Below are 14211 nucleotides of genomic sequence, written 5' to 3'. Positions count from 1 at the left end.
TACTTTGATATCAATATTTTGGGTTTTAGCATATACCTTGTTTACTGGAAATGTTCTGTAATAGACTGATATGGAACAAAATTTAAAACTGATCACCTCATTACTGGTGTTAATTTTAGCATTAAATAAGCATGATTTTGCATAAAATTTTGTTAAAGTAAGATTCTTATAATTTCGGAAATAGTCAATCTAAAATTTCCAATCAAATGACCAACTTAACAGATATATTTGCATTACCTAAAACCTGGATGTGGCAAGATTTCCCCATCTGTTATCAGACCCAAGGAAACAAAGGGCCTGCTGTAATTTTAATACATGGGTTTGGTGCATCATGGGGACATTGGCGCAAAAATATACCAGTATTAGCAGAAAATTACCGCGTCTATGCTCTTGATTTAATAGGTTTTGGCGCATCTGCTAAACCAGAACCAGGGGAAAAAATCACATACACATTAGAAACGTGGGGACAACAAGTTGCAGATTTTTGTCGGGAAGTGGTGGGAGAACCTGCATTTTTAATAGGTAATTCTATTGGCTGTATTGTAATTTTACAAGCTGCTGTCATTGCCCCAGATATGGCTTTAGGAACAGCTTTAATTAACTGTTCTTTGCGTTTATTACATGATCGCAAACGATTAACTTTACCTTGGACAAAACGCCTGGGTGCGCCGATTTTACAAAAGATTCTATCAATTAAAGCAGTCGGCAACTTCTTTTTCAATCAATTAGCTAAACCAAATACAGTTAAAAAAATTCTGTTACAAGCCTATGCGAACGGAGAGACAGTAACAGATGAATTAATAGAAATTTTAATGAAACCAGCTAGTGATCCCGGTGCTGCTGCGGTTTTTCTAGCTTTCACGGCCTATTCTAGTGGACCATTACCGGAAGACCTTTTACCTATTTTGTCTTGTCCAGTGATTATTTTATGGGGAACGGCTGACCCTTGGGAACCAATTAATTTAGGTCAAGAGTTAGCCAATTTTCCCCAAGTACAAAAATTTATTCCCTTAGAAGGAGTGGGACACTGCCCCCAGGATGAGGCACCGGAGTTAGTCAACCCCATTTTACAAGATTGGATTGGTGCGCTATCGGTTTAACCTCATATCTTGGAGTAGCTTTGATAGAGCTTATTACCATCGAGGACGACCTCCACCCCAGCCGCCGCCCCAAGGACGACCTCCACCCCAACCGCCGCCCCAAGGACGACCTCCACCCCAGCCGCCACCCCAAGGACGACCTCCACCCCAGCCGCCACCCCAAGGACGACCTCCACCCCAGCCACCGCCCCAAGGACGACCTCTACCCCAACGTCCACCAGATAAAAGTTGTTGTTCTTCGCTGGAAACATCCTGAATCAAATCTGATTTGATATTTTGTTCTAACATGATTTTTAGCCTCAATTAGTTTTATCAAGCTATACTATTTTTATAGAGATTAATAAGATTATTTTCAATAATTCTTTGGTTATAAAACTAATAATTGAAATTACATCTTATGGTTTATTTTTGTCAGGATTCAGAATTATAAGAACTCAAAATATATAATTAGAAAAATGGTTATCTAATGAAAGAATAAACATCTTTGAGATATTTTGAATTCTTCTAATTACTAGATTTTTTATCTTGAATCCTGACATCTTTTCCACTAAGACTTGAGGTGATTAATACCCATAAGAGTACATAAAGTTTTTATAGGGCATCGAATGTTCATGGGAATCACAACCACAACATCGAGGCGGTTGACAACAAGGAGAGGAGTTACCATATCCTCCTGATATAAATTGCTGTTCTTCTGTTGTTAATTCCATGAAATTAAACCGCTCAATTTGATTGAACATAGTTAATTGCCTCACTTACATGATATTTTTAGTTTTTAGGTAATAGCCAAAATGGATAATTAGATATTACCTGCTGTACTTCTAATATTACGAATGGAGTCTTTTAATTAATTAGGCTTGAGTTATATTTATCAGTTATATATTTATTTCTTTAGACTTATTTTTAAAAATTAATATTAGTCATTGAAATATATGGAGATGTAAATAAATTCACTTCTAGAGAAATATCAAGCGATAAAAAACTGCAAAGTACGGAAAGTACACCACAAGAGGTTTTAGAATCATCAGAAGATATTATTACTTGTAGTAGGTGACAGGTGACAGTATAGCAGCCTTTGAGTTTCCAAGTTTTAGCCTTGGTTAATGTCCTAATTGCCTTATCCGTTGTTATCAGGACTTACGCACAAGTCATAGAAGAATGAACCGCAGAGGACACAGAGAAATAAGAGTTTGAGAGATTTTTTGCGTAAGTCCTAGTTATACAAGAATAATCTTTTGAGGAAATTAGGTAAGAAATTTAGAACCTGATGAGAATGAGGATTAAAATTATTTTTCGGCAACCCAAAAGTGAAGGAAAAACCCATAGTAATTTGAGATAAATTATATTTAGTATTTTGAGAATTAGATTCATTAGCTCCCATTGTTAATTGATTATCAGCATTAGTTTCAATATCGGTTTTTTGCAAGAAAAAATCAACATTACCAATGACAGCAAAATCTTGTCCACCGATGATGTTTTGTTGTTCTAATGCAGATAAATCATGTAAGAGTTGTTGATTATTGGTTGTGGAATTATTTGTCATTTGATTATTCCCAAAGGTAATAAAATCCTTATATAGTTCATTTAGTAAGCCCTATTTATATAGTTAAAAATTTTAAATGCTCTCCTTTTTGAGATAAAAAGATATCTCTACTACCTTGTAAAATTACCTCACCTTTATCCATAAAAACTATCCAATCTGCACGATTAATGACACTAGGACGATGGGTAATTAAAATTGTAGTTTCTCCTTGACGATATTCTAATAATCTGTCTAAAACATGAGTTTCGCTAACAGGATCTAGTCCTGCTGTAGCTTCATCTAAAATTAGAATTGGTGGGTTGGTAAGTATACCTCTGGCGATCGCTAATCTTTGTCTTTGTCCACCGGAAAGGTTTGCACCAAATTCTCCCAATACAGTTTGATATTTATTGGGTAATTGACTAATAAAACTATCTGCATCTGCAACTTCACAAGCTTTAACAATGTCTTCAAAAGCAATAGTTGGAGTTCCTAAACGGAAATTTTCTAAAATTGAACGACTCCAAAAATGAGGTTCTTGGGGTACATAAACCACTTGTTGTCGTAAACAATCTAAAGCTAGATCATGGATATTAAAAAAACCGATGCGGATATTACCTGAAGTGGGTTGATATAAACCTGCAATTAGTTTTGCTAAGGTACTTTTACCACAACCAGATTGACCAATTAAAGCAATTACTTTTCCACCGGGAAGCTTGAGAGAAAAATCCTCTAATAAATCTACTCTACCGGCATGATGAAAGGTAAGATGAGAAAAAAGAATATCATCATTACTAGCAATTTGTGCAATTGGTTTTTGACTACCTCCAACTACTTCTGGTGTCGCATCAATAACTTCTAATAAACGCGAAATAGCAGTTTGGGAACGAAAATATTCATCTACTAAACCAATTAAAGAACCAATTAAAGCTAAAACATTGACTTGTAAAACATTAAAAGCCAACATTTGACCAATACTTAATTTGTGATTAATTACCAACATACTACCTATTGATAATAGGATGACACCACCAAGGGTAGATAGAAGTTTAGAAACAGTACCATTGATGATTCCGATTTGAATTGTGCTAAAAGTAAGATTAGCTAAACGACCAAAACGACTTTGAAATTCATCCCAGAATTGAGGAGCAGCATTAGTAGTTTTCATGACCTGCGCGCCTTTAAAAGTTTCCACTAAGACCCCTTGATTTTCTGCACCTAAAACTAATAAACTGCGAGTTTTTTGTTGCAGAATAGGTAAAAATGGTAAACTAGCTAAAGTCATTATGGCAGCAAATACAAGCACTGCTATTGTAAGTTGCCAGCTATAAAATAGCATTAATACTAAAGAAATTATGGCGATAAAAAACTGACTGGGTAAAAGTACAACTACTTGAGAAATTAATTGATTAATTTCATTAATGTCACTCAATCTACTGGTAATTTCTCCGCTACGTCGAGATTCATAATAAGTTAAAGGTAATTGTAAAATTCTGCGACCAAAATCTAAGACTAAACCTAATTGTAATTGTTGTCCAAAATAAGCAATCATAGTTGCTTGTATGACTTGCAAGCTACTACTAAATAATGTCATGACAATGACAGAAATTACCACAACTGTCAATAATTGAATATCACCTCTGACTAAAACATCATCTGTTAATAATTGAATTAAAATAGGACTGCCTAATGCTAAAATACCCAAGGCAATATTAATAATTAGAACTTGAGCAAGTAGTCCCCGATGGGGCAGAATCCGCATAAAAAAGCGCAATAAACCACCATGAGGTTGTTCATGGGGTTGTTGATAAAACCTTTCTGAATCTGGCTCTAATAGGAGCATAACGCCATTCCAAGCTGTTAATAATTCTTGGCGGTTGATATGGCGAATACCTACAGCCGGATCAGCTATAATATAATTTTTACTTTTTTTACCATATAAAATTACCCAGTGATAACCACGCCAATGAATAATTGCTGGTAGTTTAATTTCAGTGATTTTATCAACAATTTCTGGTAATGCTTTTACTGCTCTAGCATTAAATCCTAAATTCTCAGAACCGCGTTTTAAACCTAATAAAGTTGTACCTAATTGACCTGTACCTACGGCTTCTCTACTTTTATTAATGCTTAAAAAACGTCCGTAATATTTACAGATAGCAGCTAAACAAGCCGCACCACAGTCTTCTTCACTAGCCTGTAAAATACATTGATGTTTTTGACGATTTTTGAATATGTTAAACATAGTCATAAAAAATGTGAGTATTTTAGTAATTCAGTAGTTAGATAAGATAAAACTATGTTTTTATCATCTGCATTTTCTGAAAACCAATAAATAATAACTAATCACAAATCAGTAATTAATCTGGCTTTTCTGAGGATAAATTGCATGACAGTTTCCTGACGAGAAATAACTTCAGCTAAACCTTGCATTCCTGATTGTAAATGACATCGGCTTTCACCTCTACTGAGATACAGTGTCTCTGGTTCAATAGTAATTTCATAACCAATTGTTTGGGAAGAATTAGTATTATTATTAAGTTGATTTTGTATAATAGGTAAAGCATCTGGAGCGACATTTGTAACAATACCTTTAAGAGTTCCATAATCTGGATAGGGACAAGCAGAAACTCGCATTTGTACTTTCTGATTTTTGGCTACTTTATTAATATCTTGAGCAGGAATATAAGCCTTAATTTGTAAAGGTGCATTAAGAGGTGCAATTTGCGCTATGGCTTCACTAGGTTGTACGACTTGTCCAGGGTTACGCAGTTTTAATTGTAATAATGTACCAGTAATTGGTGCGCGAATTATACTTTTATTTAAGTCAGTTTTTGTTTGTTGTAAATCTTGATCAGTACGAGTTAATTGCTTTTGAATTTCTAACTTTTGTTGTAATAAAGTTTGCAATTCTTTTTTTAAAGCTGCTAAACTTGCTTCACCTCTAGCTTGTTCTTGTTTAATTCTTTCTGCTGCCATAATTACCGCAGAATCATGAGGATTAATAGCTGTTTTTGCTTTTTCTAGATTTGTTTGAGCAATTTTCAAAGCTTGTTCTTTTTCCTCCCAAAGATTTTTAGCATTGTTTTTAGTCTGTTCTAACTTAGCTTGAGCAGATTTAACAGCTTGTTCTTTTTCTTCTAAAATACTTTGAGAAATAGCACCAGAATTTGCAATTGCTTGTAATCTATCTCTTTGTAATCTGGCTAAATTTAAAGCTGCTTGTGCTTCTTCAATAGTTGCACTTAGTAGTTTTTCTTTTTGTAAACGTTCTAATTGTAATCTAGTAAATTTTAATTCAACTTGTGCTAGTTTCATTTCTGCATTAGCCTTAATTTGTTGGTCTTCAAAGTTTCTTTGAGTACCCATAAACTCAGCTTGTGCAGCAACAACTATCCGGTTATTTAAGTTGGTCTGTGCTTGTATTTGATTATTAATTTCTTCGATTTGAGCATCAACTTGTAAAAGTTGTAACTTACTTTGTTGAATAATATTTTCTAATTGTTGTTTCTGTGTTTGCAGACGAGAATTGTCAATATAGGCGATTGCATCATCTTGATTAATTACCTGATTAGCCTTGACAAGAATTTTTTGTACCTGACCAGAAATAGATGATTCAACTAACTTTAATTCTCCCACAGGTCTAATATTAGCAGGAACTTTCACAGTTACCTTATAAGTAAGCACATTTGTTAAACCTACACCCACCACAAATATAGTCATCATTACCCCCACACCAATGCTAGTCCATTTCTGGATTTGGGGTAAAAACTCATTTACTTCTACTAAATGTAAATGATCATAACTATGATCACTAACTGTATTCCAAATATAGTTTTCGTGGCGGTCTAAAGAATTCACAGTGTTGCACCCTCTGTATTTAAACATCAACAAACAAAGGGATTAATACTAGATATAATCCCGGCAACAAAACCTGAAACAAGTATATTTACATCTCACTTTTGACAGATATTGATGATATTTATGTGTGAAAATTATCAAGCTGATGACAATAGATTTATATTTCTTAAATCAAGAGAAAAAAGTGTCAGATTCCTAATCATCATCTATAATTGTTTGTGGGGGATAGGAGAAGTTAAAACCAATTATGGTAATAACTTTTCTTGATATCTCTGACGTAGGCAACGCTGAGAGAAAACCGAGGAGAACGCTCAAACTCCCTCAAAGTCCTCACTTACATTGAGCGAGTAATTAGAATCTCCTCTCCCCTCTTCCTATAACTGATAAATCATCAAGTCTAATCATAAAATTCCTAGCTCATGATGTTAAATTGCTGTTAAAGTATTTATGCCATGGGATTGATTTTGACCAATCACATCAGATGATAATATGGACTGCGCGCCACTGTTAACATCACTAAAATCAGTTTGAACTTGAGAAATATTGCCAAACTTATCAGCATTATTCGCTTGGAAAGTATTAGAGTTTTCCTGAGTAAATTTATTATTACTCATCTGGGCTTTATTACCACCCTTGATTAATTCTTGATCGTGATTAGGTATTTCCATCAATAATGGTGGTTGGATTATTTTTAATAACATAATTATCAGCCTTGCTTACCGTAAATTAATTAGCCAGATTATCAAAATTAAGTATCTTGATTGATTAAATTGCCTAAACTTCTTAAACCAAGTCTGGGTAAAGATGGTAAACCATTAAGAATCGGTGCTTGTCCTAAAGCTGGAAAATTAGGTATAGATAATGCACCCAATCCTAAAAAATCCTGTGCTGCGGTATTAACTTCCGAACTTTGACCAAAAGAACTAGCAAAACTACCATTAGGTCCAGAAGATGTTAAACCGCGTAACATCACAATTCTATTGGCAAAATTGCTACCAGCTAACTCAAAATCAGTAGCACCAGTGATAATTTCCTGTTGTTGTTCAGATAAATCTGTAAGTAAAGGTATGGTGATATATGACATAATCTTCAGCCTAAATGATATCATTTTAAAAAAAAGGATTCTAGTAAATGAACTGATTAATGTTTTCGGTGAAATAAACAGAATCACCTCTAGAATCCATTATTTAAAGATTGCTAAAAAAATCAACTCACACACAACATTTATGGAATCTAGTCTCAAGCGTACCGCAGAGATTATGAAGTACAGCTTGATATAACTAAAAACCGAATATCTGCAATTACTGGTTAATAATTAAAAATCACAATTGCAGATTTTAGATAAAAGTGTCCAGAAAACTTGGGTAATTTGATTTGAGATTACCAACTCTAGATAAAAGAAGCAATCTGGTATAGTTAAAAGTTGATTTTTTAGACAAGATAAAATATCAAAAAACTAAGGCTACATTAGCCGAAAGGACCCCCAGCACCTCCGAAAGGACCGCCACCACCAACAGGGGCGACAGGGACTGCTCCAGCCATTGGCCCTTCGATTGCTCCTTGTCCATTCAGAATAGGTGCAGCACCCAAAGCACCAACATCAGGAATAGTAGCTGCACCCAACCCTAACAAGTCTTGCGCTGCGGTATTGGTAGCAGAACTTGTACCTATAGAATTACCGGTGCTACCGTTAGGACCAGAAACTGTAGTACCTTGCAGATTTGCTAATCTGTTAGCGAAGTTACTACCAGCCAATTCAAAATCAGCCCCACCAGTAATAAATTCTTGTTGGTAGTCAGATAATGTCACGAACAAAGCAGAATTTATTTGATTTGACATAATTATTAGCCTCACTTACGAAATTAGGTGAATCACAACCTAATAACCAAACTATAAGCATTACCGCTAAGTAATTCATAAATCTAGGGATATAAATCCAAATTACTATATTTACTCCCCAAAGTAGATATAAAATATTTAAATTTTTATAGATAAAGCTAAAGATGGAAAGTTTATCTCTTTAATAACAGAGCTTTTTGAATGTATTTAATAAATCTATCGTAATTACTGTTGATTTTCGGTTTCTATTTCAATTCAAAGCTAGAATTTGCACCAGTCCATAAGCCAAAACTGCACTACCAATAGGAACTGTTAAATTATCAATACCTAAAAAAGAAATAGCTTCTAAAGCTGTAGCTACTATCGCTACAACTATTGATATTAACCATATTTCCCAACTATTACCTTGTGTCGCCAATAAAATTAAAATACAAACCAATAAACTCACAAGAGTTACAGTTAAAGAACCTTCCCAGCTTTTATTTGAGCCAAACAGTTGATATTTATGCTGACCAAATCTTCTCCCAATTAAACCCGCTAGTCCATCACCCCAAGCCATAGTAAGAATTCCTAAAGCTGCATATTGAGGTTGTTGCAAATCCCAAAAAACAGCAACTAAAATCCCAATACTAACAGCATAGAAAAATGTTCCCAAACTTTGACGACCAACACTATTAATTCCTGGTAAAATCGGAAAAATGTAGGATAATAGAGTAATTAAACTAGCTAAAATAGCAGCTGTAATCCCAACTATGGCAGGAATATTTAGTAACCAGGCTAGTAAAATTACATTGCCTGTGCCAATATGAACTATTTTACGAATAATTTCGGGTTCGCTGTCAGTAAAGCGACTCACCAACCAAGCGATGAGAATTATCAATAATACCCAAGCAGCAGAGATGCTAATTTGCAGCCACAATGGGAAAGTAGATTCTAAACTAGGAAATGTAGTAAACAATGGCGTAACTGATGATTCTAGCACTTCGATACTACTGTAAACGATTTGGTCATGAAAATATTATTAATTTGGCTAATTAAGGGTTATCGGTTGTTTATTTCTCCCCTATTTCCCCCCACTTGTCGCTTTCAACCTACTTGTTCAATGTATGCTATTCAAGCTATTGAAAGTTTTGGGGTTATCCGTGGTAGCTGGATGGCTATTGGGCGAATTCTACGTTGTCATCCCTTCCACCCTGGAGGTTATGATCCTGTTCCTGAAAAGGAAAAACATTCATGTTGTCAAGATCATGAATGAAAAATTAGTAATTTTTTAGTTTATCAATAAAAATTATGCGTCCATATCATAAAATTAATATCATTGAATCTGGCGAAATTTTAGTCAAAATACCTCTAGAATTATTCGCTGTAGAAACTCCCCATCCTTACGAAAAATTAGGTGCTAATTATGGAAAATATTCACCTTATTTTCTGCGAAAAACTGTTGTTGAAAAATTAATTGCTGCTCAGAATTATCTACATTCATTACATCCTGATTGGTATATTCAAATATTTGACGCTTACCGCCCAGTGGCTGTACAACAGTTTATGGTTGATTATAGTTTTGCACAAGCTGTAACAGAAAAAGAACTAAAAAAATCAGATTTATCACCCCAAGAATTAGCAGCAATTTGGCAACAAGTTTATGATATTTGGGCTGTACCAAGTTTAGATATGAATACTCCTCCCCCTCATAGTACAGGTGCTGCGGTGGATATTACTTTAGTAAATAATCATGGGGAAGTTGTGAATATGGGTTCACCCATTGATGAAATGTCTGATCGTTCCTACCCCGATTTTTTTATTAATAAAAACCCAGAATTTCATCAATTACGACAGTTGTTGAATGATGTGATGATGCAAGTGGGATTTACACGCAACCCCAGAGAATGGTGGCATTTTTCCTATGGTGATCAAATGTGGGCTTGGTTATCTCATCAACCTACAGCAATTTATGGGCGATTGGTGTTGTAAGTTGTTATTACCCATTACCAATCTGTTAAACCTATTCTTCAACTCTATATCCCAATTCTGCTAACCTAACTCTTGAATGTCGCCATTTTGGTTGTACTTTCACAAACAATTCTAAATAAACTTTACCCGCTATTAGTTTTTGAATTTGTTGCCGTGCAGCGCTACCAATAGACTTTAGCATTGTCCCACCTTTACCAATTAAAATGCCTTTTTGGGAGTCTCTTTCAACGTGAATAGTAGCAAGAACACGGGTAATAGCTGGGGTTTCTTCGACTAAATCAATGGCGATCGCCACAGAATGGGGAACTTCTTCACGGGTTAACAATAAAATTTGTTCTCGAATCAATTCACCCATAATAAATCTTTCCGGTTGATCAGTAACCAAATCCGGTGGATAATAAAAAGGACCCGGTTCTAAATTGTCAATTAATAAATCTTGTAATTCTAATAAACCCGTAGCATTTAAGGCAGAAAACTTAACAGCTTGCCATTTATTTTCCCTAGCTAACTGTAAGTAACTTTCATCTATTTGTTGAAACTCTAAAGGTTGTTGATCAACTTTATTAATCCCTAAAATTACTGGTATTTGACTACCTTTAAGTAAATCCACAATAAAGCGATCGCCACCACCACAAACAACCGCACCATCAACTACAAACAGAACTACATCCACCGACTCAATCGCAATTCTGGCATTTTTTACCAACACTTCTCCCAATTGATGATGGGGTTTATGAATTCCCGGAGTATCTACAAAAATTAACTGCGCTTTTTCAGTAGTTAAAATTCCCCGTAAACGATTCCTAGTAGTTTGAGCAATAGGAGAAGTAATCGCAATTTTTTGTCCTACCAACTCATTCATCAAAGTTGATTTACCCACATTAGGACGGCCAATAATGCCAATAAAACCGGATTTAAAATTAGGAGCAGCTTGAGGGATTGTTACTGCTTCGGAAAATGATAAAATATCATTATTACTATCAATCATTTTTAACTACACCTTAATACTTTACTGGCTAAATAATAATTAACCACAGATAAACACAGATGTAAAATCAGAAATAATCAACTTGCCAATTCTGTACACCATCATCTTAACTTTCAGTTTAATCTATTTTAGAAACAGATAAACGTGAAAATTCTACAATCATTATTATCTATCTAAATCCATATTTCTTCATCTGCGTTTAATTGTTACAGGATTTACACAAATAACACAAAGTAACAGCGCGAATGGGCGAAACCATAATCAACCAATTACCCGTAAGTTGTTGTTTTGGCGATACAATGGTTGTATTGAGAGAAAACTGGGAGAAAGTAGGCAACTACTTATCCACTGCAAAAGCTTCCATCTTCACCTTAAAATACTGCTAGTTAATTACTCTATTTACCAGTATTACAAGAGTATACGGCGAAATCATAATTCGTCTAGATGATGTGCGATATGAAGTTGTTTTGTAAAGTGCGCCCTGCTGGAATCGAACCAGCCTGAAGACGAATTATGAGTTCGTTGCCTCCCCAATCGGCCAAAGGCGCGCGTTTTTGTTATCATCTAGTCTAAGTTTATGTACTTTTGACTTTTAGATAAACACACGTAGGCAATTATAGCATATTTTTATAGAGTTAACAAAAAAAATTTCTGAGCTTATAGAATCTAATGATGAAACTTTGTTAATTACAAATTCAGAGAATGATAGCGGTTTGATACTTTTTTGCAGAATAATGATGAAGTTAGTTTCCATAATCGGGCATTAACGTCATAATCCTTTTAAAACAATTATTGTTAGCTTGTAATAGATTATTAGCGATGAAAATAAATTCCACTGTAATTCTCACCTTGGTATTGTTAACTCTCATGCTGGGAGCAGGTTCTGTCAGTGCATTTTTAGGGTTTACCATGGGTAGCTCTGCCCTCAAGGGTGTATCGTCACCGGATGGTCGTCCTACCACCAAATTTTCTAGTAGTAATAATAACAAAGTGCAACAGGTAGGAATCACCCTGTTAAAAGAGGAAGACATCATCAAAAGTACCAAAGCCAGAATCCAGGAAAATAAAACAGCGAAAAAAACCACTCAAGATAATGATGAAATCAAACCTCAAAAGACAAAAACAACAGAAAAGCAGGAAGAAGTAGCTCAAGAAAAACTAAAACCAGGATTTCCTATTGTTTCTGACAGCGAAGGTGTATCTATGTCTGTACAATCTGTTCGTTACTCCGGTGGGGATTTATTAGTAAGAGTGAAAATGCAAAATCAAGGTGCTGACTCTGTCAGATTTTTATATAGTTTTTTAGATGTTACAGACGATAAAGGTAGAACCCTAAGCGCGATTACAGAAGGATTACCAGCAGAGTTACCAGCAAATGGACCAACATTTACAGGTACTATCAGCATTCCTACAGCTTTACTAGATAATGTTGGTAGCATATCACTAGCTCTCACGGATTATCCAGCGCAAAAACTAAAGTTACAAGTCTCTGATATTCCTGTGGAAAAATAGAAATGCTATTGTTAGCTTGTTGGTATCGGCATAATTTTGGCACGAGCTTTAGCGGTGATCGGTTCTCCTGACTTAATTTGGACAGATATTGGGTTGCGATTGTTATCAGTTCTACTGCTGATTGCAATTAATGCCTTCTTTGTAACAGCGGAATTTTCCATGGTAACTGTGCGACGAACTCGTATTCATCAGCTAGTTCAGGCTGGTGATATACCTGCGATCGCAGTAGAAACATTACAACGTAGTATAGACAGATTGCTGTCTACTGCTCAATTAGGAATTACTCTTTCTAGTTTGGCCTTAGGTTGGATTGGCGAAAGTACCATTGTTGTTTTGTTAGAGGCTTGGTTACAGTCCTGGTCTTTACCTGGGAATTTGAGTAATTTTCTGGCTCATTCTTTCTCAGTTCCCATCACATTTTTTTTAATTGCCTATTTACAAATTGTCTTAGGGGAGTTATTTCCTAAGTCAATTGCGATGTTGTATTCGGAACAACTGGCCAGGTTCTTAGCTCCTTCAGTCAGAGCGATAGTCCGATTTTTCAGTCCAGTAATTTGGGTTCTCAATCAATCAACCCGTTACCTGTTAAGGTTATTTGGCATTGAATACACAGGTCAAAGTTGGCGGCCACCTGTAACTCCTGAAGAGTTGCAATTGATTATCTCCACAGAACGGGAATCAACGGGTTTGGAATTAGCAGAACGTGAGCTACTGAATAATGTGTTTGAATTTGGAGACATTACTGCTCAAGATGTGATGATTCCCCGGAATAGCATTGTGACTTTATCTGAAGATGCTACATTCCAAATATTTTTGGAAGAAATAACTGTGACTGGTCATTCCCGTTATCCTGTTATTGGTGAGTCTTTAGACAATATTTGCGGTATTGTTTACTTTCAGGATTTGGCATTACCTCTAGCTACAGGAAAATTGACCTTAGAATCACAGATTAAACCTTGGATACGTCCCCCTCGCTTTGTTCCAGAACAGACTTTGTTAAGTGAATTATTACCCATGATGCAGCAAGAAAAACCAGCAATGGTGATTGTTGTTAATGAGTTTGGCGGTATTGTGGGACTGGTGACAATTCAAGATGTAATTGCTGAGATTATAGGTGATGCAGGTGAACCAGATGTTAGCGATGACTTGCTGATTGAAATGTTAGATCCGCAAACATTTTTAGTGCAAGCACAGATTAATTTAGAAGAAATCAATGAGGTGTTACATACCAATTTACCTTTAACGCGACAATATCAAACCTTGGGTGGGTTTTTACTGTATCAACTACAAGCAATTCCCACTAAGGGGGAGACTTTACGTTATGAAAATCTAGAATTTACTGTAGTATCGGTAATTGGACCACGATTACACCAAATTCAAATTAGGAGATTTCCAGAACTTAACGGGTGAGAAGGTGG

General features: G+C 35.4%; 15 protein-coding genes and 1 tRNA gene. 5 read left to right on the top strand and 11 right to left on the bottom strand.

Features of this window, described 5'->3' with window-relative positions; translation table 11 throughout:
• The first annotated feature begins 206 nt into the window (after positions 1–206).
• Positions 207–1100, top strand: coding sequence for an alpha/beta fold hydrolase (locus tag WJM97_RS01345; protein WP_353931280.1), 894 nt, complete (start codon positions 207–209; stop codon positions 1098–1100).
• 33 nt (positions 1101–1133) lie between these two features.
• On the opposite strand, the gene WJM97_RS01340 is transcribed toward WJM97_RS01345, so the two are convergent.
• The 9 genes from WJM97_RS01340 to WJM97_RS01300 all read right to left on the bottom strand — a co-directional run bounded on the left by WJM97_RS01340 (position 1134) and on the right by WJM97_RS01300 (position 9280).
• The gene (locus tag WJM97_RS01340; RefSeq protein ID WP_353931279.1) at positions 1134–1388 is read right to left on the bottom strand and encodes a hypothetical protein; all 255 of its coding nucleotides are present in this window, start codon (positions 1386–1388) and stop codon (positions 1134–1136) included.
• A gap of 275 nt (positions 1389–1663) precedes the next feature.
• Positions 1664–1840: a hypothetical protein gene (locus tag WJM97_RS01335; RefSeq protein ID WP_353931278.1), complete on the bottom strand. Its 177-nt coding sequence runs from the start codon at positions 1838–1840 to the stop codon at positions 1664–1666.
• Between the two features lie 473 nt (positions 1841–2313).
• Positions 2314–2643, bottom strand: coding sequence for a hypothetical protein (locus tag WJM97_RS01330; protein WP_353931277.1), 330 nt, complete (start codon positions 2641–2643; stop codon positions 2314–2316).
• Positions 2644–2698: 55 nt separating this feature from the next.
• Positions 2699–4867, bottom strand: a complete 2169-nt coding sequence (locus WJM97_RS01325) for a peptidase domain-containing ABC transporter (RefSeq protein WP_353931276.1) — start codon at positions 4865–4867, stop codon at positions 2699–2701.
• A gap of 101 nt (positions 4868–4968) precedes the next feature.
• Positions 4969–6483, bottom strand: coding sequence for an HlyD family efflux transporter periplasmic adaptor subunit (locus tag WJM97_RS01320; protein ID WP_353931275.1), 1515 nt, complete (start codon positions 6481–6483; stop codon positions 4969–4971).
• A 425-nt stretch (positions 6484–6908) separates the two neighbouring features.
• Entirely contained in the window at positions 6909–7184 is a 276-nt protein-coding gene (locus tag WJM97_RS01315) for a CTB family bacteriocin (protein WP_353931274.1), read from the bottom strand.
• A gap of 47 nt (positions 7185–7231) precedes the next feature.
• Positions 7232–7567, bottom strand: a complete 336-nt coding sequence (locus WJM97_RS01310) for a CTB family bacteriocin (RefSeq protein WP_353931273.1) — start codon at positions 7565–7567, stop codon at positions 7232–7234.
• A gap of 383 nt (positions 7568–7950) precedes the next feature.
• On the bottom strand, positions 7951–8322 hold the full coding sequence (locus tag WJM97_RS01305) for a CTB family bacteriocin (RefSeq protein WP_353931272.1): 372 nt from the start codon (positions 8320–8322) through the stop codon (positions 7951–7953).
• A gap of 250 nt (positions 8323–8572) precedes the next feature.
• Positions 8573–9280 (bottom strand): diacylglycerol/polyprenol kinase family protein, encoded by a 708-nt coding sequence (locus WJM97_RS01300; RefSeq protein ID WP_353933080.1) that lies wholly within the window; start codon positions 9278–9280, stop codon positions 8573–8575.
• A 51-nt stretch (positions 9281–9331) separates the two neighbouring features.
• Between WJM97_RS01300 and yidD the strand changes: the two genes are divergently transcribed.
• Together yidD and WJM97_RS01290 are read left to right on the top strand one after the other, a co-directional pair.
• Complete coding sequence (yidD, locus tag WJM97_RS01295; RefSeq protein ID WP_353931271.1) at positions 9332–9577, top strand: membrane protein insertion efficiency factor YidD; 246 nt, start codon at positions 9332–9334, stop codon at positions 9575–9577.
• A gap of 35 nt (positions 9578–9612) precedes the next feature.
• On the top strand, positions 9613–10293 hold the full coding sequence (locus tag WJM97_RS01290; protein WP_353931270.1) for a M15 family metallopeptidase: 681 nt from the start codon (positions 9613–9615) through the stop codon (positions 10291–10293).
• Positions 10294–10324: 31 nt separating this feature from the next.
• Here WJM97_RS01290 and era read toward each other — a convergent pair whose 3' ends face one another.
• Positions 10325–11281: a GTPase Era gene (era, locus tag WJM97_RS01285; protein WP_353931269.1), complete on the bottom strand. Its 957-nt coding sequence runs from the start codon at positions 11279–11281 to the stop codon at positions 10325–10327.
• 475 nt (positions 11282–11756) lie between these two features.
• A tRNA-Ile gene (locus WJM97_RS01280) sits at positions 11757–11829 on the bottom strand.
• A gap of 271 nt (positions 11830–12100) precedes the next feature.
• On the opposite strand from WJM97_RS01280, the gene WJM97_RS01275 reads away from it, so the two are divergent.
• Together WJM97_RS01275 and WJM97_RS01270 are read left to right on the top strand one after the other, a co-directional pair.
• Positions 12101–12793, top strand: a complete 693-nt coding sequence (locus WJM97_RS01275; protein WP_353931268.1) for a hypothetical protein — start codon at positions 12101–12103, stop codon at positions 12791–12793.
• Between the two features lie 30 nt (positions 12794–12823).
• The gene (locus tag WJM97_RS01270; RefSeq protein ID WP_353933079.1) at positions 12824–14203 is read left to right on the top strand and encodes a hemolysin family protein; all 1380 of its coding nucleotides are present in this window, start codon (positions 12824–12826) and stop codon (positions 14201–14203) included.
• Positions 14204–14211 lie beyond the last annotated feature (8 nt).

The organism is Okeanomitos corallinicola TIOX110 (assembly GCF_038050375.1).
In the GTDB taxonomy this organism is placed as follows: Bacteria; Cyanobacteriota; Cyanobacteriia; order Cyanobacteriales; family Nostocaceae; genus Okeanomitos; species Okeanomitos corallinicola.
Note: the sequence above shows the minus strand (reverse complement) of the source record. Positions and strands in the feature narration are given on the sequence as shown.

Coding starts and splice junctions, on each gene's coding strand:
- WJM97_RS01345 (WP_353931280.1), top strand. CDS start 207: ATGACCAACTTAACAGATATATTTGCATTACCTAAAACCTGGATGTGG.
- WJM97_RS01340 (WP_353931279.1), bottom strand. CDS start 1,388: ATGTTAGAACAAAATATCAAATCAGATTTGATTCAGGATGTTTCCAGC.
- WJM97_RS01335 (WP_353931278.1), bottom strand. CDS start 1,840: ATGTTCAATCAAATTGAGCGGTTTAATTTCATGGAATTAACAACAGAA.
- WJM97_RS01330 (WP_353931277.1), bottom strand. CDS start 2,643: ATGACAAATAATTCCACAACCAATAATCAACAACTCTTACATGATTTA.
- WJM97_RS01325 (WP_353931276.1), bottom strand. CDS start 4,867: ATGTTTAACATATTCAAAAATCGTCAAAAACATCAATGTATTTTACAG.
- WJM97_RS01315 (WP_353931274.1), bottom strand. CDS start 7,184: ATGTTATTAAAAATAATCCAACCACCATTATTGATGGAAATACCTAAT.
- WJM97_RS01310 (WP_353931273.1), bottom strand. CDS start 7,567: ATGTCATATATCACCATACCTTTACTTACAGATTTATCTGAACAACAA.
- WJM97_RS01305 (WP_353931272.1), bottom strand. CDS start 8,322: ATGTCAAATCAAATAAATTCTGCTTTGTTCGTGACATTATCTGACTAC.
- yidD (WP_353931271.1), top strand. CDS start 9,332: ATGAAAATATTATTAATTTGGCTAATTAAGGGTTATCGGTTGTTTATT.
- WJM97_RS01290 (WP_353931270.1), top strand. CDS start 9,613: ATGCGTCCATATCATAAAATTAATATCATTGAATCTGGCGAAATTTTA.
- era (WP_353931269.1), bottom strand. CDS start 11,281: ATGATTGATAGTAATAATGATATTTTATCATTTTCCGAAGCAGTAACA.
- WJM97_RS01275 (WP_353931268.1), top strand. CDS start 12,101: ATGAAAATAAATTCCACTGTAATTCTCACCTTGGTATTGTTAACTCTC.